The sequence below is a fragment of the Prauserella marina genome, assembly GCF_002240355.1.
Taxonomy (GTDB): domain Bacteria; phylum Actinomycetota; class Actinomycetes; order Mycobacteriales; family Pseudonocardiaceae; genus Prauserella_A; species Prauserella_A marina.
This window is the reverse complement of the sequence record NZ_CP016353.1, coordinates 5,625,671-5,648,313: the sequence shown is the minus strand read 5'-3', so window position 1 is coordinate 5,648,313 and position 22,643 is coordinate 5,625,671. Positions and strand designations below refer to the sequence as shown.

The following is a 22,643-nucleotide window of genomic DNA, read 5'->3' as shown; positions in this document are numbered from 1 at the left end:
TTTACAACGACGTTAGCAGCCGTTAACATCTCCTGAGAGAGGTGTTAACGGCTGCTAACCTGAGGGCGTGATGGACACTCCAGTGCTGCCGACGTCGGCCGATCCAGCGGCTGATTCGTTCGCGCGCAACGTCGATCGGCACAGCGAACTGGTGCGCGACCTCGATGCGCGACTCCAGGTCGCGAGGCAGGGTGGATCCGAGAAGGCGAGGGCCCGGCACGTCGAACGCGGCAAGCTGCTGCCGCGCGACAGGGTGGACGCGCTGCTCGACCCCGGCTCGCCCCTGCTTGAACTGAGCCCGCTCGCCGCGACGGGGCTCTACGACGACGAGGCACCTTCCGCCGGAATCATCACCGGCATCGGCAGGGTGTCCGGCAGGGAATGCGTCATCGTCGCCAACGACGCGACGGTCAAGGGCGGGACGTACTACCCGATGACCGTCAAGAAGCACCTGCGCGCGCAGGAAGTCGCGCTGCACAACAACCTTCCCTGCATCTACCTCGTCGACTCGGGCGGCGCGTTCCTGCCGCGACAGGACGAGGTCTTCCCCGACAGGGAACACTTCGGCCGCATCTTCTACAACCAGGCGACGATGTCGGCCAGGGGCATCCCGCAGATCGCCGCCGTCCTCGGCTCCTGCACGGCGGGCGGCGCGTACGTACCGGCCATGAGTGACGAAGCGGTCATCGTGCGCGATCAGGGCACGATTTTCCTCGGTGGTCCTCCGCTGGTGAAGGCCGCGACGGGCGAGGTCGTCACGGCGGAGGAACTCGGCGGGGGCGATGTGCACGCTCGTGCCTCCGGCGTCACCGATCACCTCGCCGTCGACGACGCCGACGCGCTGCGCAGGGTGCGATCCATCGTCTCGACGCTGGGCCCCCGCTCGCCACGTCCGTGGGACGTCGCGCCGACCGCCGAGCCCGCCGTCGACCCCGCTGGGCTCTACGGTGTCGTGCCGACCGACTCGCGAACCCCCTACGACGTAAGGGAAGTCATCGCGCGGGTCGTCGACGGCAGTGAGTTCGGTGAGTTCAAGAAGGAGTACGGCACGACGCTCGTCACCGGCTTCGCCAGGATCCACGGGCACCCGGTCGGCATCATCGCCAACAACGGGGTGCTGTTCGCCGAGTCGGCGATGAAGGGCGCGCACTTCATCGAATTGTGCGACCGGCGTTCGATACCGCTGGTTTTCCTCCAGAACATCACCGGATTCATGGTCGGAAAAGCCTACGAGGCAGGCGGGATCGCCAAGCACGGCGCCAAGATGGTCACCGCGGTCGCCTGCGCGAGGGTTCCCAAGTTCACCGTCATCATCGGCGGCTCGTTCGGCGCTGGCAACTATTCGATGTGCGGAAGGGCGTACTCGCCCCGGTTCCTGTGGATGTGGCCCAACGCGCGCATCTCGGTGATGGGTGGAGAGCAAGCGGCCTCCGTGCTGGCCACCGTGCGCAGGGACGGCATCGAGGCGCGCGGGCAGAACTGGGCCGAGGACGAGGAAGAGGCATTCAAGGCCCCCATCAGGGAGCAGTACGAGGATCAGGGCAACCCGTACTACTCCACGGCGAGGTTGTGGGACGACGGCGTCATCGACCCGATGGACACCAGGATGGTGCTCGGGCTCGCGCTGTCGGCCTCGGCGAACGCGCCGCTCGACCCCGTCGGCTACGGCGTCTTCAGGATGTGATGCAGGTGTTCGACACCGTATTCGTCGCCAACAGGGGCGAGATCGCCGTGCGGATCATCTCGACGTTGCGCCGCATGGGAATCTTTGCGGCCACCGGTTACAGCGACGCCGACGCGGGCGCGCGGCACGTGAGGGAGGCCGACGTCGCGGTGCGGCTCGGCCCGGCGAAGGCAACGCTCAGCTATCTGTCCATTCCGGACGTCGTAGCCGCTGCCGTCGCCTGCGGTGCGCGGGCCGTCCACCCCGGTTACGGTTTCCTCGCCGAGAACGCGGCCTTCGCGCGAGCCTGCGAGAAGGCGGGGCTCGTCTTCGTCGGCCCTCCCGCCGAGGCGATCGAAGCGATGGGCGACAAGATCAGGGCGAAGGCGACCGTGTCGGCCGCCGGTGTTCCGGTTGTCCCCGGAAGGTCCGATGTGGACGACCTTGCCGTCGCCGCTGCCGAGATCGGCTACCCGGTGCTGCTCAAGCCATCCGCCGGTGGCGGAGGCAAGGGGATGCGGCTGGTCACGGAACCGGAAGCGCTCGCGGAAGCCGTCGAGTCGGCGCAACGGGAGGCACGCGGCGCTTTCGGTGACGACCGGCTGCTCGTCGAGCGGTTCGTCACGACTCCCCGGCACATCGAGATCCAGGTACTCGCCGACACCCACGGCAACGTCGTTCACCTCGGCGAGCGGGAATGCAGCCTCCAGCGAAGGCACCAGAAGATCATCGAGGAGGCGCCTTCGGCGCTGCTGGACGAGCACACGCGCGGTCGGATGGGAGCCGCGGCGGTCGAGGCGGCGAAGTCCGTCGGCTACGTCGGCGCGGGCACCGTCGAGTTCATCGTGTCGGCGACCGATCCAGGCGAGTTCTTCTTCATGGAAATGAACACCCGGTTGCAGGTCGAGCATCCGGTGACCGAACTCGTGACCGGAACCGACCTCGTCGAATGGCAGCTGCGGGTCGCGTCCGGTGAGGAACTTTCCGTGCGGCAGCAGGACGTCCAGCTCACCGGACATGCCGTCGAGGCCCGCGTATACGCCGAAGACCCCGCACGGGGTTTCGTTCCCACCGGGGGAACCGTGCTCGGCCTCGCCGAGCCCCGCGGCGATGGCGTCAGGGTCGATTCCGGATTGAGTGAGGGCACCGTCGTCGGTTCCGACTACGACCCGATGCTCGCCAAGGTCGTCGCGTGGGCACCGGAAAGGGACGCCGCGCTGAACCGGCTCGACGCCGCATTGGCGCGGACCGCGGTACTCGGCGTGCACACCAACATTCCGTTCCTGCGCGCGCTGCTCGCCGACGAGGACGTGCGCGCCGGCGACCTTGACACCGGGCTCGTCGAACGCAAGCTGGATTCGCTCACGTCGTCACCGGAAGGAGAGACCGACTTCCTCGTCGCCGCCGCCATGGACAGGCTGCTGACGCTGACCCCGCGTGGCGAGGTGACCGACCCGTGGGACCTGCCGGGTGGCTGGCGGCTCGGCGGTGCCGCCGGGGTGAGCTTCCTGCTCGCCGCGGAGCATACCGAGGCGCTGTTGCGGGTGTCGGGGACACCGCGGAAAGCGATGGTCGGTGTCCAGGGCGAACCGGCGCGACCCGCCTCGGCCGAACGCACGGATGACGGACTCGGCTTGTGGTGGGAAGGCCGGTATCTGCGTTACCGGAGGGCCAAGGCGGCCGACGGAACACTGTGGCTGACCAGAGATGGCAGGACCGTCGCCGTGGGGGAGCGGCCCAACCTGCTCGCCGGGCACGCCGACACCGTCGACCAGGGCCCAGTGGTGAGTCCCATGCCTGGCACCGTTCTCGTCGTCAAGGTCGCCCGTGGGGACGTGGTCGCCGAGGGCACCCCGCTCGTCGTCGTCGAGGCCATGAAGATGGAGCACACCATCACCGCGCCCTTCGACGGTGTCGTCAGCGAATTGCACGTCCGTGCGGGCCAACAGGTCGCGCTCGACGAACCACTGGCACTGGTCACCCACGAGGAGCCATCATGATCGACTTCAGGTTGGACGAGGAGTACGAGGCACTGCGCAAGACGGTGCGGGACTTCGCGCAGGCCGAGGTCGCGCCCGTCATCGCCGGTTTCTACGAGCGCGAGGAGTTTCCCTACGACCTCGTGGCACGGATGGGTTCCATGGGGTTGTTCGGGTTGCCGTTCCCCGAGGAACACGGCGGTATGGGCGGTGACTACTTCGCGCTGTGCCTCGCGCTGGAGGAACTGGCGAGGGTCGATTCCTCCGTCGCCATCACGCTGGAGGCCGGTGTCTCGCTCGGTGCCATGCCGCTGTACCGGTTCGGCAGCGAGGAACAGAAGCGGACCTGGTTGCCCTCGCTGTGTACCGGCGAGGCACTGGGGGCCTTCGGGCTCACCGAGCCGGGAGGCGGATCGGACGCGGGCGCGACCGCGACGACCGCGCGACTCGACGGCGACGAGTGGATCATCAACGGCAGCAAGGCGTTCATCACGAACTCGGGAACCGACATCACCAGCTTCGTCACGGTCACCGCCGTGACGGGCAGGAAGCCCGATGGTGGCAAGGAGATCTCCGCGATACTCGTACCCTCCGGAACACCGGGGTTCACGGTCGCGCCCAAGTACTCCAAGGTCGGCTGGTCCGCGTCCGACACCCACGAGCTGGCTTTCTCCGATTGCCGCGTACCAGCGGGCCATCTCGTCGGTGAGCGAGGAAGGGGCTACGCGCAGTTTCTGTCCATTTTGGACGAAGGAAGGATCGCGATCGCCGCTCTCGGCGTGGGGCTGGCTCAGGGCTGCGTCGACGAATGCCTTCGCTATGCCGGTGAGCGCGAGGCTTTCGGCAACAAGATCGGTGCTTACCAGGCCATTCAGTTCAAGATCGCGGACATGGAGGCGAGGGCGCACACGGCGAGGCTCGCCTACTATCAGGCTGCGGCGAAGATGCTGCGTGGCGAGCAGTTCAAGAAGGAGGCCGCCATCGCGAAGCTGGTGTCCTCCAACGCGGCCATGGACAACGCCCGCGACGCGACCCAGATCTTCGGCGGCTACGGTTTCATGAACGAGTTCCCCGTCGGCCGGTTCTATCGCGATGCCAAGATCCTTGAGGTCGGCGAGGGCACCAGCGAGGTGCAGCGCATGCTCATCGCGCGGGAACTCGGCCTGCGCTGAGGACCGGCCGCCCGGGATGTGATAGGCATACCGGTATAACTATCCCAGGTTGTGGAGTGTGCCGACAGTGATCGAACTCAAGACGCCAGGCGAGATCGACGCGATGCGGATCGCGGGCAAGGTGGTCGCCACCGCGTTGCGGGAGGTGAGGGAGCACGCCGCAGTCGGCACCTCGCTGCTTGAACTGGACGAGGTCGCCGCCGACGTGCTCGCCAAAGCCGGGGCGACCTCGCCGTTTCTGAACTACCACCCGGGATGGGCGCCGAGCGCCTTCCCCGCCGTGTTGTGCGCCAGCGTCAACGACGCCGTCGTGCACGGCATCCCCACCGGCTACCGGCTCAGGGAAGGCGACCTGCTCAGCGTCGACTTCGGTGCCGGTGTCGACGGCTGGTACGGCGACGCCGCCATCAGTTTCGTCGTCGGCCAGGCCGACCGCCGCGACCTCGACCTCATCGCGACCACCGAACGCGCGCTCGCAGCTGGCATCGCGGCCGCCGTCGAAGGCAACCGGCTCGGCGACATCGGGCATGCCATCGGTGCCGTCGGCAGGAAAGCGGGCTACGGCCTGCTCGCCGACCACGGAGGGCACGGCATCGGAAGGACCATGCACGAGGAACCGCACGTACCCAACGAAGGCAGGCGGGGAAAGGGACTGCGGCTGCACAAGGGCATGGTCTTCGCCATCGAACCGATGTTCGTCGCAGGCGGCGGCGACGAGTACCGCACCGCCGACGACGGCTGGACGCTGCACACCAAGGACGGCAGCAGGGCCGCCCACGTCGAGCACACCGTCGCGGTCACCGCGGACGGCCCTCGCGTTCTGACGGCGCCATGACCGATATTTCACTGCGGAAGGGAAGCCAGGACGACGCGGATCTGATCCTGCGGTTCTTCGATGAGGCGGTCGCCTGGCTCACCGCGAGAGGAAGCGAAGGACAGTGGGGTTCGACGCCGTGGTCGCGGATCCCCCAGCGCGTGGAGCGGGTACGTGAACTCGCCGCCGAGCCCGGACTCGCCGTCGCCGAGATCGATGGCGAGCCCGCCGGGGTCATCATCACCAGTGATCGGCCCACCCCCTACATCGAGCCCGCCGCCGAGCCAGAGTTGTACGTCGTTCTGTTGCTGACCTCCAGGGCGCACGCCGGCAACGGCGTCGGCCGGTTTCTCATCGACCACGCCAAGCGGCAAGCGATTCAGCGCGGAGTCGACCTCATGCGGGTCGACTGCTGGGCAGGCGGCGACGGCGCGCTCGCCAGGCACTATCAGAAGCTGGGCTTCACGCCCGCGCAACGGTTCACCGTCGGCGAATGGCAGGGCCAGGTGCTGGAGTACCGCTTCGGTAACGTGTCTCACTGACGACGAAGGGGGCGCGCCGATGACATCACCGCCGATGAAGCTGGCTTCCGCCGCCTTCAACGTGCTCGACAAGGTCGTGCACGGGGGTGTCGCCGATCTGCGTCCGGTGCCGAGAGTGCTCATCGACCAGGGGCCGAACCGCTCCGTGTACCGGCTCTCCGGCAGCTCGGGCGAACCGGCGGCAGCGGGCCCGCCGGTGCTGCTCGTGCCGCCGCTGGCAGCTCCCGCGTTGTGTTTCGACCTGCGCAGAGGGTGCAGTCTCGCCGAACACCTCGTGGATTCGGGGCGGCGTACCTATCTCGTCGACTACGGCAGCGTCGCCTTCGCCGATCGCGGGCTCGGTGTCGAGCACTGGGTCGAGGAAGTACTGCCCAGAACCATCCGCAAGGTCAGCGCGGACGCGGGCGGGCAGCCCGTTCACATCGTCGCGTGGTGTCTCGGCGGGATCTTCTCCGTGCTGACGGCGGCCGACCGGCCGGAGCTGCCCGTCGAGACCATCAGCACCATCGCCGCCCCCTTCGATTTCACTGCCATCCCGCTCGTCGCGCCCTTCCGCCCGCTGATCGAAGCGACGGGAGGTCACCTGCTCACCCCGTTCTACCGGATGCTCGGCAGCGCTCCGTCCTATGTGGTCAGCCGGGTGTTCAAGGCGACCGGGATCAACAAGGAAATCACGAAACCGATCGCCATCCTGCGCAATCTGGACGATCGCGATTTTCTCGCCCAGATCGAGGCCGTCGATCACTTCATGGACAACATGGCCGCCTACCCCGGCCGTACGTTCGGACAGATATATCACCGGTTCTTCAGGGCGAACGATCTCGCCGAAGGCAAGGTCGCGCTCGGCGGCAGGGTGATTTCCCTTTCCAAGATTCAGGTTCCGACGCTGGTCGTCGCCGGCGAGAACGACATGATCGCCCCGCGAAGGGCGGTGCAGCGCCTCGTCGGTCTGCTCGACGAGGCGCCGGAGGTGCGGTACGAGCTGGCGCCAGGAGGGCATCTCGGCGTCCTCACCGGGCGCGGGGCTCGCGACACGACCTGGCGACACCTCGACGAATTCCTCACCGACCACATCGGGTCTTGACCTCAAGTATGCTTGAGGTTCCAGGATGGACGGTATGGAAACGAAGAACGCTCAGTCTCCTGTCGTCAAAGGTCCCGGAACCGATGCGGACATCGCCGCGCTGAAGAAGGTCATCGAGGACACCGAAACCGCGTACAACACCAATGACGCCGAGCTGATGACGAAGTATTTCGCCGCGGAGGCGAGTGTGGTCAACGCGGTCGGCAAGCGGATCGTGGGCAGGGAAGCGCTGCTCGCAGCCAATCAGCAGGGGCTCGCGAGCTTTCTCAAGGATCAGTACGTGCGCTACGACGTCATCGAGATCAACTTCGTCAGGCCGGACGTCGCGCTCGTGCACAAGCAGGCGCGGGCGACCACCTCGGCGGGGCGATTGATCGACGAGGATCCGGCCATGCTGGCGCTCTACGTGCTGGAGAAGGAGAACGACCGGTGGTGGATCGTCGTGAGGCAGAACACGCTGGTTCCCTCCTGATTCGACTATGCTTGGCGGAATGAACTCGCGTCACCTGTGGTCGTGGCTGCCCTGAGGGCGGCCACGACTGACGCATGTCGAAACCGGGCCGTCTCGCGCGGCCCGGGCGCGCGTCCGGCGTGGTGAGACGACCCTCGTAATCAAGGAGGGTGTCATGACGGAAAGTTTTTCCGCGGCGAGATCCCGCGGTGCCGAAGTGGAGCGGGCAGTCGAAAGTGATCCGGCGGCGTTCAGGGTGCTCACCGGAGACCGGCCGACGGGGAAGCTCCATATTGGACACTATTTCGGCAGTTTGCAGAACAGGGTGCGGCTTCAGCGGCTCGGGGTCGAGCTTTTCGTGCTCGTCGCCGACTACCAGGTGCTGACCGATCGCGATGTCACCGAGGCGGTCGATGCCAACGTCGAGGCCCTGCTGCTGGACTATCTTGCCGTAGGGATCGATCCCGGCGAGGCCGTCTTATTCGCGCACAGCGCGATTCCCGCGCTCAACCAGTTGTTGTTGCCGTTTCTGAGTCTGGTCACCGTAGCCGAACTCCGGCGCAATCCCACTGTGAAAGAAGAGATCACGGCAAGCAGGCAGTCGAGCGTCAGCGGGCTGATGTTCACCTATCCCGTGCATCAGGCGGCCGACATCCTGTTCTGCCACGCTAACCTTGTGCCCGTCGGAAAAGACCAGTTGCCGCACCTCGAACTGACGCGGCTCGTGGCGCGCCGGTTCAACGAGCGGTACGGAACCCTCTTCGCCGAACCGGACGCCCTGCTGAGCAAGGCGCCTTCGTTGCTCGGCACCGACGGTCAGAAGATGAGCAAGAGCAGGAACAATGCCATTCCCATCTCGGCGACGGCCGACGAAACGGCCGCGTTGATCCGAGGGGCGAAGACCGATTCGGAGCGGGACATCCACTACGATCCCGGTTCCCGGCCGGAGGTGTCCAGCCTGCTGCTACTCGCGGCGTTGTGCCAGGACCGCGAACCCGAGGCGGTTGCATCGGACATCGGTGGCGGCGGCGCCGGTGCCCTCAAGGCCGTTGTCACCGAAAGCGTCAACGAGTACTTCCGGCCGATCAGGCAAGCACGCGCGGGGTTCGCCGCCGACCCGGCACAGGTGCGTGACATCCTGCGCCGTGGCAACAACAGGGCGACCGAGGTCGCGGAGTCCACTTTGGCCGATGTTCGCGAGCTGATGGGAATGAACTACTGAGCGCCGTTTCGCAGAGCGGCGAGTTGCTGCTCGAAAGGGACGATGACGTCCTCGTCGGGTTCACCGGCAGACGGGCTGCCGGTCAGTAGGCCGGCAAGCTCGCCCGCCGCGCGGGCGACTCGACTGGAGAGGCCCGATTCCTGCCGAGACGCCCAGTCCTCGGACGCGGCGTAGACGGCCGTAGGCACCACAATCGCGCGCAGATAGGAGAACATCGGCCGCAGTGCGTGTTCGAGTGCGAGGGAATGGCGGGCCGTGCCACCCGTCGCTCCAAGCAGCACCGGTTTGCCGATCAGCGCCGTGTTGTCGATGACGTCGAAAAAGGACTTGAACAGTCCACTGTAGGAGGCGGTGAAGATCGGGGTCACCGCGATCAGACCATCTGCCACGGTCACGGCTTCAATGGCCTCGGCGAGTTTCGGACTCGGGAAACCGGCGACGAAGTTGTTGGCGATGTCGACGGCAAGGTCGCGCAGTTCGACCACGGTGACCTCGACGGGGCGGCCTTCGTCGGTGAGTCGCGTACTCGCGGCCTCGGAGAGCCGGTCGGCGAGCAGTCTCGTCGACGACGGCTCCGTGAGTCCCGCCGAGACGACCGCCAGTTTCAACGTTGTCATTGCTGCCTTCCTGGTCAGTTGCCGACGACGGCTGCTTCGGTGTTGTTCTGCTTGGTGGTGAGCAGTGAGGCGTGAGTGGGCGCGCTCGGGACGTGAGCGGGCCTGCGGTCCGCGAACTCCTTGCGCAGCACCGGAAGCACCTCTTCGCCGAGCAGGTCGAGTTGTTCGAGAACGGTCTTCAGCGGGAGACCGGCGTGATCCATCAGGAAAAGCTGGCGCTGGTAGTCGCCGAAGGATTCGCGGAAGCTCAGCGTCTTGTCGATCACCTGTTGCGGGCTGCCGACGGTCAGCGGCGTCTGCTCGGTGAAGTCCTCAAGCGAAGGGCCGTGGCCGTAGACGGGAGCGTTGTCGAAGTAGGGCCGGAACTCGCGCACCGCGTCCTGCGAGTTCTTGCGCATGAACACCTGGCCGCCGAGTCCGACGATGGCCTGGTCGGCCGAGCCGTGTCCGTAGTGTTCGTAGCGCTGGCGGTAGAGGCCGATGAGCCGCATGAAGTGCTCCTTCGGCCAGAAGATGTTGTTGGCGAAGAAACCGTCGCCGTAGTAGGCGGCCTGTTCCGCGATCTCCGGGCTCCTGATGGAGCCGTGCCAGACGAAGGGCGGGACGCCGTCCAGCGGGCGCGGCGTCGAGGTGAAACCTTGCAGCGGCGTGCGGAAACGGCCTTCCCAGTCGACGACGTCCTTGCGCCACAGTTCGTGCAGCAGGGCGTAGTTCTCGATCGCGAGCGGGATGCCCATGCGGATGTCCTGGCCGAACCAGGGGTACACCGGGCCGGTGTTGCCCCTGCCCAGCATGAGGTCGACCCTGCCGTCCGCGAGGTTTTGCAGCATCGCGAAGTCCTCGGCGATCTTCACCGGGTCGTTGGTGGTGATGAGCGTCGTGGAGGTCGAGAGGATCAGCCGCTCGGTGCGAGCGGCGATGTAGCCGAGCATGGTGGTCGGCGACGAGGGCACGAATGGCGGGTTGTGGTGCTCGCCCGTCGCGAAGACGTCGAGGCCGATCTCCTCGGCCTTGAGTGCGATGGCGACCATGGCCTTGATGCGCTCGAACTCGCTCGGCGTCGTCCCGTTGGTGGGATCGGTCGTGACGTCACCGACGGTGAAGATCCCGAACTGCATGGCAATCCCCTTGCTTGGAAGAATTTGTGCGCTCAACTATCTAGGGTAACGGGCGGTCCGGGTTGCCTATTCCCGCCCCGCGAGTCCCCCGCGCAAGCCGTCGAGTTCCGCGGTGGAGTCGCCGAGATCCGCGTTCGGGGCGCCGAGATCCGCGTTCAGGTTGTCGAGATGCGCGTCCAGGTTGTCGAGATGCACATTCAGGTCCTTGACGTGCCACAGTTGCCGCGAGGGCGCCGTTCGCATCGCGCGGCGACCAGCCCTCTTCTCACTCGGAGTAGCCGAAAACGTCGGACGGTGACCATTGGTCGGCGGGTCAGCTGCCGTGGGTGGCTCGCGGCCGCCGGTGGGGCTTTGCCTCCGTCCCTGAGCGGGACCTCGCCTGCCCGCGCGCTGGCAGCCGAGGCCCACCAGCGCGAACGGGCAACTCGTATATCCGAATGCGCATCTCGCCCGCCCGAGCGCAGCTCTCGCGTCCTCGGCCACAGATCTCGCGTGCGGGATTGCGGATCTCGCCCGCCCCGACGCGGAACTCGACGACCCCAGTGCGGATCTCGACGGCCTCAGCGCGGATCTCGACGACCTGGGGGCGGATCTCGGCGGCCGGACCGCAGATCTCGCGGGCCCCAGCGCAGATCTCGGCGGCTCGGGCGGGGGGCTTGCCGCTCGGCGAAGCTCCAGCCCTTGTGGGCTATTTCAGCTCCGCCGAGGTCTTCCCCAGCAGGCGGCGGGCCACGATGAGTTGCTGGATTTGTTGCGTGCCTTCGAAGATGTCCAGGATCTCGCTGCCGGTCGGCGGCCACCTGGCGAGATGAGCTAAAAACCGCCTCTGACCTGCGGAGACGTTTGCCGTCGTTTCTCGCGGCTACTCGGGTCTGCTCGACCTCTCACGGCCTGGAGACGGCCTGGCGCGAGCCTGCCCAGCCCACCTCCTCCATCCCGACATGAAGCCAAACACGCGGCCGGTTGTGCCGTGTCAAGGGTCGTAGATCGCGCAGCGACGCGAAGCGCCCTTGACGCGGTGTGACCGGCCGTTGTCACGATCAGGCGTCGGGGCGGAGGGAGCCCGTAACAGATCACTCGCGGTGACCGACCGATGAGATACGACGCTGGAGAGGGGCTGGGGCTTGCTCGACGTGGACAAGCGCGCCGCTGGCGGCTGGCGACCCGTGCCGGGCGCTGTGGGCCGCACCGACCGGCCGCCGGGCGTAGCGGAGCGGGAGCCCGGCGTGCCGGGATGGGTGCGGCCCGCCGCCCGAGCACGGCGTCGGGAGGCGACGTGCGCGCCGCCGTCGGCGGCGCGACTTGATCCCATAGAGCCAAGTTCGGCAGAAGGCTGACGTTCGTATTGAAGGGAGCTATCTGATGTCCGTGGAAGACTTCCTGAGCGGATGTCCCTACTCGCTGCCGGACGGCTCTGATGTAGCAGCGGAACTTACGCGTGTACGTGATGTGGAGGCGCGTGTCTCCGCGAAGATGCAGAGCGCCGCGCGGAAGCTTATGGATGCTGGCGCGTTTGCGGATTTTTATCGCGGTCAGCGCGCTCGCGAGGTGTACGAAAGCAACTCAATCGAAGGCCTTGGTCCCTCATTGCCTCAGACGGCAACGATTCTGGAATCGAACCATGCGGACCGGATTTCCTCTGCGGTTGGAATTTTGCATGACCACGCCTTTGTTGATGGTTTGCGCCGCGATGCGCATTTGGTAGAAGTATTGGGTCTGCATGGCGCCAAGGTGCTCGGTGAGTCTCTGTTGGAGAACATGAAATCTGGGCGTCCGATGACGGAGGCAGATATACGTCAAATGCACGAGATGATTTCGTTGGGTGAAAGATTTGCTGGGCGCTACAAGCATTGGCACGTGACGATATCGGGAGATGGAGTGCATGAGCCGCATTTCCCAAGTGATACGCCGCAGGCCATGCATGAGTTGGTATCGTGGATGGCGCGTGATACGGCCATGCCGGGAACAATAAAAGCTTCTATTGTGCATGCGTGGCTGACACATATCCATCCGTTCGAGGATGGAAATGGTCGTCTTGCGCGACTGATAGCTAACCTCATCTTGGCGAAGGTGGGACTTCCTCCTGCTATCATCGCACACAATACCCAGCGTGCTATCTACATTGACGCACTTGGTCATAGTGATACTGGCGGTGACATCTTGCCGCTCACGGGAATATTTTTGGACGCTATTAAGCGCTTCGGGCGAGAGATAGACAAGCCGCATTTTTTGAGGCGTATCTTGCGTGACGACATTGGTCGCGAAAAGTCCAACGTTTTTCGCTCGTGGCAATCGTCTTTCAACGATTTCTCTTCGCGTCTATTTGGCGAACTGCAGCTCCGTCGCTTTCGCATCCATGATATGGGTGCGCTAGATGTACAATCCTTTGGCCTGCTCAGTGAGCAGGATGCCTCAGGTGCAACGTGGCTATTTGTTGCTTCTAAGGCTAGCCTGGATCTTCTGGTATGGGTTGGGTACTCGTCGGTAAACATAAGCGGCCATGTTGATAGCTTGGTTCGCTATCCGTCGCTGTTCTTTTCTGTGCGTGCAGGAAGTTATCGAACGAGGCCTTACCGGCAGGCTCATCCCTCAGAAGTGGGGGGCATGCGGGAGGTGTGCGTAACTCCCGGTAATGGTAGGAATGTTTATGCCGTTGTGGAAGATAGGGTGCGGTTCGGTGGCATCGTGGACAGTGCGGCTGAAATTGCCGAAAGGATTGACAAGGGACTAACGCTGCGATTGTCCAGGTTGGCGGGTTGATCTGCCCATTCCGGGTTCATATATTAGGGTTTCCAAAAATAGAAACCAGTGGTCTCTTGAGGTGGCCCGTTGTTGCGACAACTGTTCGCGATTTGAAGTCGTGTGGCAACCCGTCTATATCCGTAATCGATGCGGATGACTCGCGTGCGAGTAATCCGCCGGATGCCATATCCCACGGCTTATTGGACATTATCACGCATGCGTCCGTGCGGCCTTCGGCCACCCAGGCGAGATCCAACGACGCCGCACCGAACATGCGCACCCGCTCGACGTTCTCGGCCAACGCCTGCGTGACAGCGAAGCGGCGGCGGTTCTTCTCCTCGGCTCCGGGCCCGGTGGCGTAGTCGCCGATTGAGACGATGGCGCGGCTGAGGTCGGTGGTCTCGCTGGCGTGGATGGGCTTGTCGTTGCAGTACGCTCCGCCGCCCTTGGTGGCGTGATAGCGCAGGTTCAGGAACGGCGCGACGATGACACCCACTACGGGCTCGCCTCGGTGGACCAGGGCTAGCGAGGTCGCACAGAGCGGAATGCCGTGGGCGAAGTTCGAGGTGCCGTCGATCGGATCGAGCGCCCACACGTGCTCGGTGCTCTCATCGATCGTGCCCCCGCCTTCTTCCTCGCCGAGGAAGTCGATATCCGGGGTCGCGCGGCGTAAATGGTCCTGGATCTCGTGCTGGATCTTGATGTCCAGCTCGGTCACATAGTCGCGGTCACCCTTGGCGCGAACGGTTCCCGGCGCTGAGGTCGTCATGAGCTTCGCACCGATGTTCGCGGCTTCCTGTGCGATCGCGAGCAAGGCATTCAGGTCCTTCACGTGGCGACCTCCGTACTGCGTGCCCACATCGACTCGAACACCTGCGAAAACGTTTCGAACAGGCCCGGCGGTCCCGGCTGCTTCTCGATCACCAGCGTCGGGGACTCCACTCCCCGAGCATCCGGTAGGTAGGGCTGCACGACACAGGTCGCGTCATCGACCACGGTGATGTTGAACCGGACGGCCTCGTCGTAGGTGCGGATGCGCAGGTTTCCGCGTGCCTCCGGCGAGAGCTTGCCGTGCAGGCGTTGCAGCGTCTGGATGTTCAGCGTGGTCAGCGTCGAGAGCACTCCCTGGGGATGTGCCTCCTCCTGCTCGCGTTCCTTGATGTATCGCCCGTCCGGAGAGAGGAACAGGCACTGGACCACGGTTCCGGACTCGAGGAGGTCGAGCAGGGATCGGTCTGGGTAGCTCTGGCACAAGAGGTTGAGCGACAGGCCGACCATGTTGATCTGCTCGGCGCTGTCGAAGAGCTTGTGCGGTGGAATCTCGTGCGAGAACGCTGGTCGACTCGGGAACACGGCGGTCACGTCGGCCATGCCCTGCATGGTGGGCTGCGGTGGCTTCGCCGGGCGGCCCGTGCTGGCGGAGTTCGGGGGTTCGGGTACGAATTCGATACCGCCCGTGTGCTCCTGGAACAGCTGTTCGGCGGTCCACCCCGGCAACATTGCTTCCAGAATCCGGCAGTGATGCGCGTACGGCAGTCCCTGAATGTCGCGCGAGAGCCAGCGGTAGAACTGCGCCTTGCTCGGCCAGCTCCCTACGAGATCGGGCTCGATCTGCTTCGCGAGTTTGTCGTACTCCTTGCAGAACGCGCGGTGCCCTTGCAGGTGCTTCTGTCGCAATAGGACTTTCAGCACGATCGGCTTGTCGGCCATCGACTCAACCCCCGTGACGTCGGTGAGGAGACGACCGTACCACTCGGATGAGACAAAGACGAGACACGGTGAGTGTCAGAAGTTCGAGACGCGACATGCGCGGTGTCGTGACGGGACCCACATCTGGCCGAATCTAGGAGTGTGCCGCCGAACCGTGCGGCCGGACGGATGAGGAAAGGGTTCCAACAGCTATGGCTATCCCCAAGGGGTACCGATTCCCGATCGAGTTCGATGACGCGTTTCCGCAGGGGCTGGTGATGGTCGGTGAGGTGTCGCCGGACAACGAGTACCAGTCGCGCGAGGACCGTGCGATGGGCAAGCCCACTCGGCAGCGCATCGATGAGCTGACCGGAAAGCGGCAGTGGAAGGTCACGGTCACCGACCCGACCGAGCCGAACGCCAAGCGGGCGTCCTACGAGGTCACGTTGCTGGCTGATGTGCAGCCGGTGCCGACGACGTCGGAGGCGCTGCCGGGTATGCGGCCGATCGAACTGGCCGGGCTGACCGCAGAACCGCGCGTGGCAGGGAACGGCGAGTTCAAGTACCAGTCCTATGTGTTCCGGGCGACCAGCTTCAAGAGCGCCACTTCCGGTGGTGGTCGATCGGCTCAGTCCGGGAAGTCGTCCGCTTCGGCGGGCGAGTCCACCGTCAAGGCCGCGTGAGCGCGCGGTAGCGCCTGACTGGAGGCGTCGTGATGGTGGCGAAGAAGTTGGTCCGGGCTTGGGAAGAGGCGTACCGGCGTTATGGCGCGGCTTCGGACCTGGCGGCTCGGACTCGTGAGGTGGACGCGGCGACGGCTCAGGAGATGGCCTCGGCTTCCTGGGCCGTCGCGGTGGCCTGGCGCGGGCTCGCTGGTCATGCGGAGCTGTCCTGGTGGATGTTGGCGGCGTTGGAGTCGGCGGCGCAGGCGTTCGAAGAACAGGCGCAGGACTGGCAGGCCCGTTCCGCTCGTTCGTGCGGAATGGCATCGATGCGTCCACCTCAGCGGGCTGGCACTCGTCGACGCGGGTGAGCGTAATGGGCAGGAGTAACGGTGGTGAATCGTTGAGTCAGAAAGGGTGGCGACTGGCGAAGCAGGCGCGCACGTTAAGGCAGGCGCACGAGGCGCTTGGTGCGCTGGTTCCCAGTGAGGGTGCTTCGTCTGCGGCTCGGCAAGAGTTCTACCGGCGCAGTGCGGCGGTGTACGCGGCGGTCGCGGAGACCGACCGAGGCCACCACCACGAGGCGCTGTATTGGGCAGAGCGTGAGCGGCGGAAAGCGGAGGAGTTGACGCAACGGTAGTAGACCAAGAAATCGAAAAGGTCAACGACGAAGTCTATTTTAGACATTTAACGCACGCCGGGTCGTGTGGCGATGAAGCACGTCCTGGCAACGGAACTTTGAAACGTAAGGCGCAGAAGCGGAACCTGGCTACCAACCTTGCCGCTTCTGCGCTGTCCACACCAGACGGAGTAGACATTGGTAACGATAGACAACGATCAGGGATCGGTGTCAACCCGGGTCACCCGGATGCGATGCGAATCATGCAAGCGGTTCGCCCGGCTTGCTGTTGGAGACAAGGAGTGCGCGGCCTGCGCTGGTCGACTTCCCCTCGACGTCCCGACCAGGGGGCGGGGTGGGGCTCGATGAGCGTTCACGGTTCGCGGTGGGTCGACCCGGCACCGCTGGAGATCGCGCGGCCTCGGCTGCCGTGGTGGACTCTCCTTCCGCGCTGGGTCAAGGTCATCATCTCGCCCGTCGTGCTCACCTGGCTCGTGTGCTGGCTGTTGTTCCAGCTTGGTCGGGTGGTGGTGCGGTATCCGCTGACGGTCGCGGTGGCGGTGCTGGTGGGTTGGGTTCAGGCGGCTGCTGGTTGGTGGGTGCTGGCTTTCACGTTGCTGGCCGTGGTTGTGGTGCTGGGGTTGTGGCGGTGGCGGCATCCCTTGTCGTTTGGTCGGTTCGTGGTCCCGCAGCCGCGTACGGAGTTTCGGCGGTTGTCGGTGTATGGGTGTCAGTGGCGGATGGTGATGCGGCTGTCGGATTTGGTGAAGACCAGTCGTGGCAAGGAATACCGGCCGAAGCTTGGTCGGGTTCGTGCTGAGGGTTGGCGGGACCGGGTTCGGGTGCGGATGGTGAAGGGGCAGGCTCCGGAGCAGTGGGAGCTACACGCCTCCGGCCTCGCGCATGCGTTCAAGGCCCGCTCGTGTCGGGTGCGGGTGTTGAAACCGGGTCGGCTGGAATTGGATTTGGTGCATCGTGATCCGCTCGTGCGGCCGGTTCCCGCGCCCGGGCTTGCCGACGATGCGGCCAGTGTGGATCTCAAGCGCGTGACGGTCGGGCAAACGGAGACGGGTAAGCCGTGGCGGCTGCGGCTGTTGGGCACCCACGTACTGACGGTGGGGGTGTCGGGTGCGGGTAAGGGTTCGTTGTTGTGGTCGATCGTGTGGGCTTTGGTCCCGCTGATCCGCTCAGGCAGGGTGCGGCTTGCGGGGATTGACCCGAAGGGTGGTATGGAACTGGGTCAGGCGCCGGAGGTGTTTGGCCGGGTGGTGTTCGACAACGGCCCGGATGCCGTGGCGTTGTTGGAGGAGATCGCGGCCACGGTGAAGGAACGCGCGTCGCGATATCGGGGCAGGTTGCGGGCGTGGACCCCGGAGACGGGGGACCCGTTCATTCTCCTCGTGGTGGATGAGTTGGCGGATGTGATCGCCTACCAAACCGACAAGAACCTCCGCGAGCGCGCCAATCGGGCCGTGCAAACGATCACCAGTCAGGGCCGCGCGCCCGGTGTCTGCGTCCTCGGGCTACTTCAGGATCCGCGTAAGGAGGTTGTGTCGTTCCGGCATCTGTTCTCCACCCGGATCGCGATGCGCTGCGATGAGAAGGCACAGGTGGACATGGTTCTTGGGGATGGTGTCCGGGAGCGGGGCGCCACCGCGCACGAGATTTCCGAACACACCCCTGGCGTGGGGTGGGCGAAGGAAGACGGTCGGCGGGAACCGTTTCGGGCGCGGGCTTTCCATGTCACCGACAGCAACTTGGATGAGCTGGTGACGTATGTGACCGGGATACCGGTCCACCGTGCTGACGTCCTGCCCTTCCCTGCAACACAGGACGGGATGCAGAGCGGGGGTGCTGCGGCATGACCGAGGTCGCTTCGTTCCCCGCTGATGTTGCGGGACAAACTCGTGCGCAGAGGATGCGGCAACCGCTGTCGGCGGATGTCATCAAGGCGACGGCGGAGAAGCACGGGGTGTGTGTGCGGCCGTTCACGATGGAGGTGGGTGATCCGGACACCGGCGAACTGCGCTACGTCGCCGTACCGTGTGGCTCGACGGTCGAATCCGTGTGCCTGCCGTGTGCGAAGAAGGCGAAAGCGTTGCGGCAAACCCAATGCCGCGAAGGCTGGCACCTGACCGAGGAACCGGACTTCACCGCGGAATCGCCCAGCCAGGCGCAGACGGAGTTGATGGAGTTCCGCGCCGACCTCGTCCGTGCCTACCAGCAGGCACTCGGCGACGGCGCCGAATGCGATGCCGAGGAGCTACGGGAGGAGATTCGGGGTGTTGACGATGAATTGCGCGCCCTCGGGATGCGCGGCCGTCTGCCCTCACCGGAGCTTCCGGCCAAGCAGCCCACGAAGCGCTCCACGAAGCGGCGGCAGGACGCTCCCGACTTGCCGACAAGGAAGGTCGCCAAGACCACGGTCGGGCGGGAGTTCGCGGGCAGGTTCCGGCCCTCGATGTTTGTCACGCTGACCTGTGACACCTACGGCCGGGTGCGTGAGGACGGCACTCCGGTGGATTCGGGTAGCTATGACTATCGGCGGGCGGCGCGGGATGCGGTGCATTTCTCGTCGTTGGTGGATCGGTGGTGGCAGAACCTGCGCCGCGTCGTGGGCTGGGATGTGCAGTACTTCGCCACCGTCGAACCCCAGAAACGCGCAGCACCCCACCTGCACACCGCCATCCGTGGGGCGATTTCGCACGAGGTCATCCGGCTGGTCACGGCGGCCACCTATCACCAGGTCTGGTGGCCCAACCATGATCGGCTGGTTTATGACGGTGACCAGATACCCGTGTGGGACTTCCGCACAGGCTCCTTTGTGGACCCAGACACAGGGCGGCCCCTGACCGGGTGGTATCAGGCCGTCGAGGAGGTGGAGGAACCGGCGCATGTGGTGCGCTTCGGGCGGCAGGTGCACTCCAAGGGCATCCTCGGCGACACCGAAGAAGCCGGACGGCACATCGGCTATCTGACCAAGTACCTCACCAAGTCGACTGGTGAGGTCGTCGAGGCCACGAGCATCAGGCAGCGGGATCACCACGACCGGTTGCACGCGGAACTGTCGATCACGCCGTGTTCGCCTCGGTGTGCGGTGTGGCTGCTCTACGGCATCCAACCCTTGGGTGCCAATGCGAAAACCACCCCGGGACGGTGCAAGGGGCGGGCGCATCGGCGTTCCACGCTTGGGCTGCCCGGACGGCGGGTGCTGGTGTCGCGGAAGTGGTCGGGGAAGTCGCTGGCTGATCACAAAGCCGACCGCAAACGCTTCGTGCGGGACATGCTCGCCTCAGTCGGCATCGAGAAACCCGAACGCGACACCTCCCGGCTGATCTGGCGCAAGGTCGCGCCCGGTGACCAGCAGGTGCCGCCGAGGGCGCATCTGCTCATGCGGGCCATCGCCGAACGCATCACCTGGCGCGCCGAATACGACCGAGCCCTACTCGCCGCACAACCACCACCAGGCCAACACCCCCAAACTTCGGCAACTCCACTCGCAGCCTGAACCACCAGGGGAAACTACTTGAGAGCAATCGAACCTTTGTGGACCATCGAGGACGTCTCCGACTACCTCGGCGTACCGGTCAAAACCCTCTACCAATGGAAATGGCGCGGAGAAGGACCACCCGTCAGCAAGATCGGCCGCCACCTCCGCTACAACCCCGCCAAGGTGCGCGCCTGGGCGGATGAACCGGCGGAGGCGGCCTGATGGGACACATCCAAGACCGCTGGTACCGGCCAGCTCGCGACCCGGAGACGGGCAAGATTCGCCTCAACGGGCGGAACAGGCCGGTCATGGAGCGCACCGAGTTGTACGGCACGGGCAAGCGGTACAAGGTGCGCTACCTCGACCCGGACGGTGAGGAACGGTCGAAGTCCTTCCCGGACAAGCAAAAGACGCGGGCCGAGGACTTCCTGATCGAGATGGAGTCGGACAAGCGGGAGGGCAAGTACGTCGACCCGCAGGCGGCGCGGAAGAAGTTCCGGCAGGTCGCCGAGAACTGGTTGCTGGGCCAGTCGCCGGATGCCGCCACGCGGGCCGTCTTGCGCAGTAGGTTGGAAAGCCAGATCTACCCACGCTTCGGTGAGCTCCGCATCGGGGTCATCAAGCCGTCCACGGTGCGCGAGTGGCTGGGCTACCTCGACAGCCGGAAGTTCAGCGAGAACTACAAACTCGTGTTGTTCACGGCGCTGTCCGGCGTCCTGGACTCCGCCGTGGAGGACAAGCTCATCCGGGACAACCCGTGCCGGGCCAAGACAGTGCGTCGTCCGGTCGGCCGGAGTCCGAAAGTCGTGGTGTGGCCGGAAGAACGCGTGAGCACCGTGCGCGGCGGTCTGGAGGGCCGTTACTCGGTGACCGTGCCGCTCGGTGCGGGGCTCGGTCTTCGGCAAGGGGAGATTCTGGGTTTCTCGCCGGATGACGTCGATGAGGACGACATGACCGTGCACATCCAACGACAGATCCGGGTCATCGACCGGACGTTGGTGTTCGCGCCACCGAAGGGAGGCAAGACCCGGATCGCGCCCGTGTCGACAAGTGTCCTCGCCGAGATCCGCGACCACGAGGAGCGGTACCCGGCTGTCGCGGTCACGTTGCCGTGGCGGGAGCCGGAAGGGGAACCGGTCACCGTTCGGCTGCTGATCACCGGTGAGCAGGGGCGGCTTTACCCCGGTGACCTGTTCGCCAAGGTCGTGTGGCGGGGCGCGTTCCGGGCGGCCGGGGTGCAGTACCGCAATCGGGCGGACGGGATGCACGCGCTGCGGCACTTCTACGCGTCGGTGCTGCTGTCACAGGGAGTGTCCATCAAGGAGCTGGCCGACTACCTCGGGCACGCCGACCCCGGGTTCACCCTGCGGACCTACACGCATCTCGTGCCGTCGAGCCACGAGCGCGCCCGCGTCGCCATCGACGGGGTGTTCGGACGGCCTGAGCCGGATGACGGCCTACAGGCGGCCTGATCATGAAATCCGGTCTTCCGGCGCCCCGGGAAACGGAAACCGCCCGTCCACTGCGATACACAGTGGACGGGCGGTTTTCCTTGCCATACAAGCTATTTCAGCTCCGCCGAGGTCTTCCCCAGCAGCCTGCGGGCCACGATGAGTTGCTGGATTTGTTGCGTGCCTTCGAAGATGTCCAGGATCTTCGCGTCCCGGCTCCACTTCTCCAGCAGCAACTCCTCCGTATAGCCGAGCGTGCCGGCCAGTTCGACGCACCGCAGCGTGATGTCGACAACCGAGCGGCCCGCCTTGGCCTTCGCCATCGATGCTTGCAACGAGTTCGGCTTGCGGTTGTCCGCCATCCACGCTGATTCGAGCGTCAGCAGGTACGCGGCCTCGTAGTCGGCCTCCAGCGCGAGGTAGGCGGCCGCCGCGGCGTGCTGCGTGTTGGCAGGCCGGTCGTAGTCGACCGTGACTCCGGCTTCGGCGAGCAGCCGCTCGGTCTCCTCAAGCGCGGCGCGCGCCACGCCGATCGCCATCGCGGCCACGAGCGGGCGGGTGTTGTCGAAAGTCTGCATCACCCCCGCGAAACCCTTCTGGGTTTCGATGTCCGGCGAGCCGAGCAGATTCTCCGCGGGCACCCTGCAATTGTCGAAGCGCAGCACCGCCGTGTCGGAGGCCCGGATGCCGAGCTTGTGTTCGAGTCGCACCACCTCGAATCCCGGCGTTCCCTTCTCGACGACGAAGGACTTGATCGCTGCCCTTCCCTTGGCCTTGTCGAGGGTCGCCCACACGACGACGGCGTCGGCGCGCTCGCCCGCGGTGACGAAGATCTTCTCACCGTTGATCACGTACGAGTCGCCGTCTCGCGTCGCGGTCGCCGTGATCGCCGCCGAGTCGGAGCCGCAACCGGGTTCGGTGATGGCCATGGCGGCCCACGTTCCCGCGAACCGCCGCAACTGTTCGTCGTTGGCGACGGAGGCGATGGCCGCGTTGCCGAGTCCCTGCCTCGGCATGGACAGCAGCAACGCGACGTCACCCCAGCACATCTCGATGGCGCCGAGCACGGTGGTGAGGTTTCCGCCGTTGCGGTTGCCGGTGTCCTTCTCGCCGTCCTTGCGGCGGATTCCGGCCGCGCCCGCACCGCCTTCGCCAGAGGTGTTCAGCCCGTCGAGCAGCGAGGCGAGCATGTCGAGTTCGGTCGGGTACTCGTGCTCGGCGCGGTCGTACTTGCGGGAGATGGGGCGGAACACCTCGGCAGCGGCCTGGTATGCCTGATTGACGAGGGTCCTTGCTTTCTTGGGGACCTCAAGGTTGATCATGGTGAC

The 22,643-nt window shown here is 65.3% G+C and carries 21 protein-coding genes; 15 read left to right on the top strand and 6 right to left on the bottom strand.

Annotated elements, in window-relative coordinates:
- Positions 1 to 70 precede the first annotated feature (70 nt).
- The 8 genes from BAY61_RS26070 to trpS all read left to right on the top strand — a co-directional run bounded on the left by BAY61_RS26070 (position 71) and on the right by trpS (position 8,927).
- Positions 71 to 1,684, top strand: coding sequence for a carboxyl transferase domain-containing protein (locus tag BAY61_RS26070; RefSeq protein ID WP_091809405.1), 1,614 nt, complete (start codon positions 71 to 73; stop codon positions 1,682 to 1,684).
- A gap of 5 nt (positions 1,685 to 1,689) precedes the next feature.
- Positions 1,690 to 3,663, top strand: a complete 1,974-nt coding sequence (locus BAY61_RS26065; RefSeq protein ID WP_091809495.1) for an acetyl/propionyl/methylcrotonyl-CoA carboxylase subunit alpha — start codon at positions 1,690 to 1,692, stop codon at positions 3,661 to 3,663.
- Positions 3,660 to 4,814: an acyl-CoA dehydrogenase family protein gene (locus BAY61_RS26060; RefSeq protein WP_091809407.1), complete on the top strand. Its 1,155-nt coding sequence runs from the start codon at positions 3,660 to 3,662 to the stop codon at positions 4,812 to 4,814. Before BAY61_RS26065 ends, BAY61_RS26060 begins: the two co-directional genes overlap by 4 nt.
- A gap of 67 nt (positions 4,815 to 4,881) precedes the next feature.
- Complete coding sequence (gene map, locus BAY61_RS26055) at positions 4,882 to 5,649, top strand: type I methionyl aminopeptidase (RefSeq protein ID WP_091809408.1); 768 nt, start codon at positions 4,882 to 4,884, stop codon at positions 5,647 to 5,649.
- Positions 5,646 to 6,170 (top strand): GNAT family N-acetyltransferase, encoded by a 525-nt coding sequence (locus BAY61_RS26050; protein ID WP_091809410.1) that lies wholly within the window; start codon positions 5,646 to 5,648, stop codon positions 6,168 to 6,170. Before map ends, BAY61_RS26050 begins: the two co-directional genes overlap by 4 nt.
- Before the next feature lie 19 nt (positions 6,171 to 6,189).
- A complete protein-coding gene (locus BAY61_RS26045; protein WP_091809412.1) occupies positions 6,190 to 7,254 on the top strand; it encodes an alpha/beta fold hydrolase in 1,065 nt (354 codons plus the stop codon).
- Between the two features lie 34 nt (positions 7,255 to 7,288).
- Complete coding sequence (locus BAY61_RS26040) at positions 7,289 to 7,726, top strand: SgcJ/EcaC family oxidoreductase (protein ID WP_091809414.1); 438 nt, start codon at positions 7,289 to 7,291, stop codon at positions 7,724 to 7,726.
- Between the two features lie 154 nt (positions 7,727 to 7,880).
- On the top strand, positions 7,881 to 8,927 hold the full coding sequence (gene trpS, locus BAY61_RS26035) for a tryptophan--tRNA ligase (protein ID WP_091809416.1): 1,047 nt from the start codon (positions 7,881 to 7,883) through the stop codon (positions 8,925 to 8,927).
- Here trpS and BAY61_RS26030 read toward each other — a convergent pair.
- From BAY61_RS26030 to BAY61_RS33120, 3 genes are all read right to left on the bottom strand, one after another.
- A complete protein-coding gene (locus tag BAY61_RS26030) occupies positions 8,921 to 9,544 on the bottom strand; it encodes an FMN reductase (protein WP_091809418.1) in 624 nt (207 codons plus the stop codon). The two genes, trpS and BAY61_RS26030, sit on opposite strands and share 7 nt — an antisense overlap.
- A 14-nt stretch (positions 9,545 to 9,558) precedes the next feature.
- Complete coding sequence (locus BAY61_RS26025; RefSeq protein WP_091809420.1) at positions 9,559 to 10,662, bottom strand: LLM class flavin-dependent oxidoreductase; 1,104 nt, start codon at positions 10,660 to 10,662, stop codon at positions 9,559 to 9,561.
- Between the two features lie 66 nt (positions 10,663 to 10,728).
- The gene (locus BAY61_RS33120; RefSeq protein WP_170140283.1) at positions 10,729 to 10,905 is read right to left on the bottom strand and encodes a hypothetical protein; all 177 of its coding nucleotides are present in this window, start codon (positions 10,903 to 10,905) and stop codon (positions 10,729 to 10,731) included.
- 1,119 nt (positions 10,906 to 12,024) lie between these two features.
- Here BAY61_RS33120 and BAY61_RS26015 point away from each other — a divergent pair.
- On the top strand, positions 12,025 to 13,422 hold the full coding sequence (locus BAY61_RS26015) for a Fic family protein (protein WP_091809424.1): 1,398 nt from the start codon (positions 12,025 to 12,027) through the stop codon (positions 13,420 to 13,422).
- Between the two features lie 16 nt (positions 13,423 to 13,438).
- On the opposite strand, the gene BAY61_RS26010 is transcribed toward BAY61_RS26015, so the two are convergent.
- Both BAY61_RS26010 and BAY61_RS26005 read right to left on the bottom strand, forming a co-directional pair.
- Positions 13,439 to 14,236 carry an inositol monophosphatase family protein gene (locus BAY61_RS26010; protein ID WP_091809426.1) on the bottom strand — a complete coding sequence of 266 codons (798 nt, stop codon included), beginning with the start codon at positions 14,234 to 14,236 and terminating at the stop codon, positions 13,439 to 13,441.
- Complete coding sequence (locus BAY61_RS26005) at positions 14,233 to 15,114, bottom strand: DUF5919 domain-containing protein (RefSeq protein WP_091809428.1); 882 nt, start codon at positions 15,112 to 15,114, stop codon at positions 14,233 to 14,235. Before BAY61_RS26005 ends, BAY61_RS26010 begins: the two co-directional genes overlap by 4 nt.
- 191 nt (positions 15,115 to 15,305) lie before the next feature.
- Here BAY61_RS26005 and BAY61_RS26000 point away from each other — a divergent pair, with 191 nt between their 5' ends.
- The 6 genes from BAY61_RS26000 to BAY61_RS25970 all read left to right on the top strand — a co-directional run bounded on the left by BAY61_RS26000 (position 15,306) and on the right by BAY61_RS25970 (position 21,336).
- Positions 15,306 to 15,776 carry a hypothetical protein gene (locus BAY61_RS26000; protein ID WP_091809430.1) on the top strand — a complete coding sequence of 157 codons (471 nt, stop codon included), beginning with the start codon at positions 15,306 to 15,308 and terminating at the stop codon, positions 15,774 to 15,776.
- A gap of 355 nt (positions 15,777 to 16,131) precedes the next feature.
- Positions 16,132 to 16,395 (top strand): AMED_5909 family protein, encoded by a 264-nt coding sequence (locus BAY61_RS33855; protein ID WP_091809497.1) that lies wholly within the window; start codon positions 16,132 to 16,134, stop codon positions 16,393 to 16,395.
- Between the two features lie 344 nt (positions 16,396 to 16,739).
- Positions 16,740 to 18,239, top strand: coding sequence for an FtsK/SpoIIIE domain-containing protein (locus BAY61_RS25985; RefSeq protein ID WP_245865434.1), 1,500 nt, complete (start codon positions 16,740 to 16,742; stop codon positions 18,237 to 18,239).
- Positions 18,236 to 19,882, top strand: coding sequence for a replication initiator (locus tag BAY61_RS25980; protein WP_094168525.1), 1,647 nt, complete (start codon positions 18,236 to 18,238; stop codon positions 19,880 to 19,882). The genes BAY61_RS25985 and BAY61_RS25980 overlap by 4 nt, the downstream gene beginning before the upstream one ends.
- Positions 19,883 to 19,900: 18 nt before the next feature.
- On the top strand, positions 19,901 to 20,086 hold the full coding sequence (locus BAY61_RS25975; protein ID WP_091806662.1) for a helix-turn-helix domain-containing protein: 186 nt from the start codon (positions 19,901 to 19,903) through the stop codon (positions 20,084 to 20,086).
- Complete coding sequence (locus tag BAY61_RS25970) at positions 20,086 to 21,336, top strand: tyrosine-type recombinase/integrase (RefSeq protein WP_091806664.1); 1,251 nt, start codon at positions 20,086 to 20,088, stop codon at positions 21,334 to 21,336. Before BAY61_RS25975 ends, BAY61_RS25970 begins: the two co-directional genes overlap by 1 nt.
- 92 nt (positions 21,337 to 21,428) lie before the next feature.
- Here BAY61_RS25970 and BAY61_RS25965 read toward each other — a convergent pair whose 3' ends face one another.
- Complete coding sequence (locus tag BAY61_RS25965; protein ID WP_091806667.1) at positions 21,429 to 22,637, bottom strand: acyl-CoA dehydrogenase family protein; 1,209 nt, start codon at positions 22,635 to 22,637, stop codon at positions 21,429 to 21,431.
- Positions 22,638 to 22,643 lie beyond the last annotated feature (6 nt).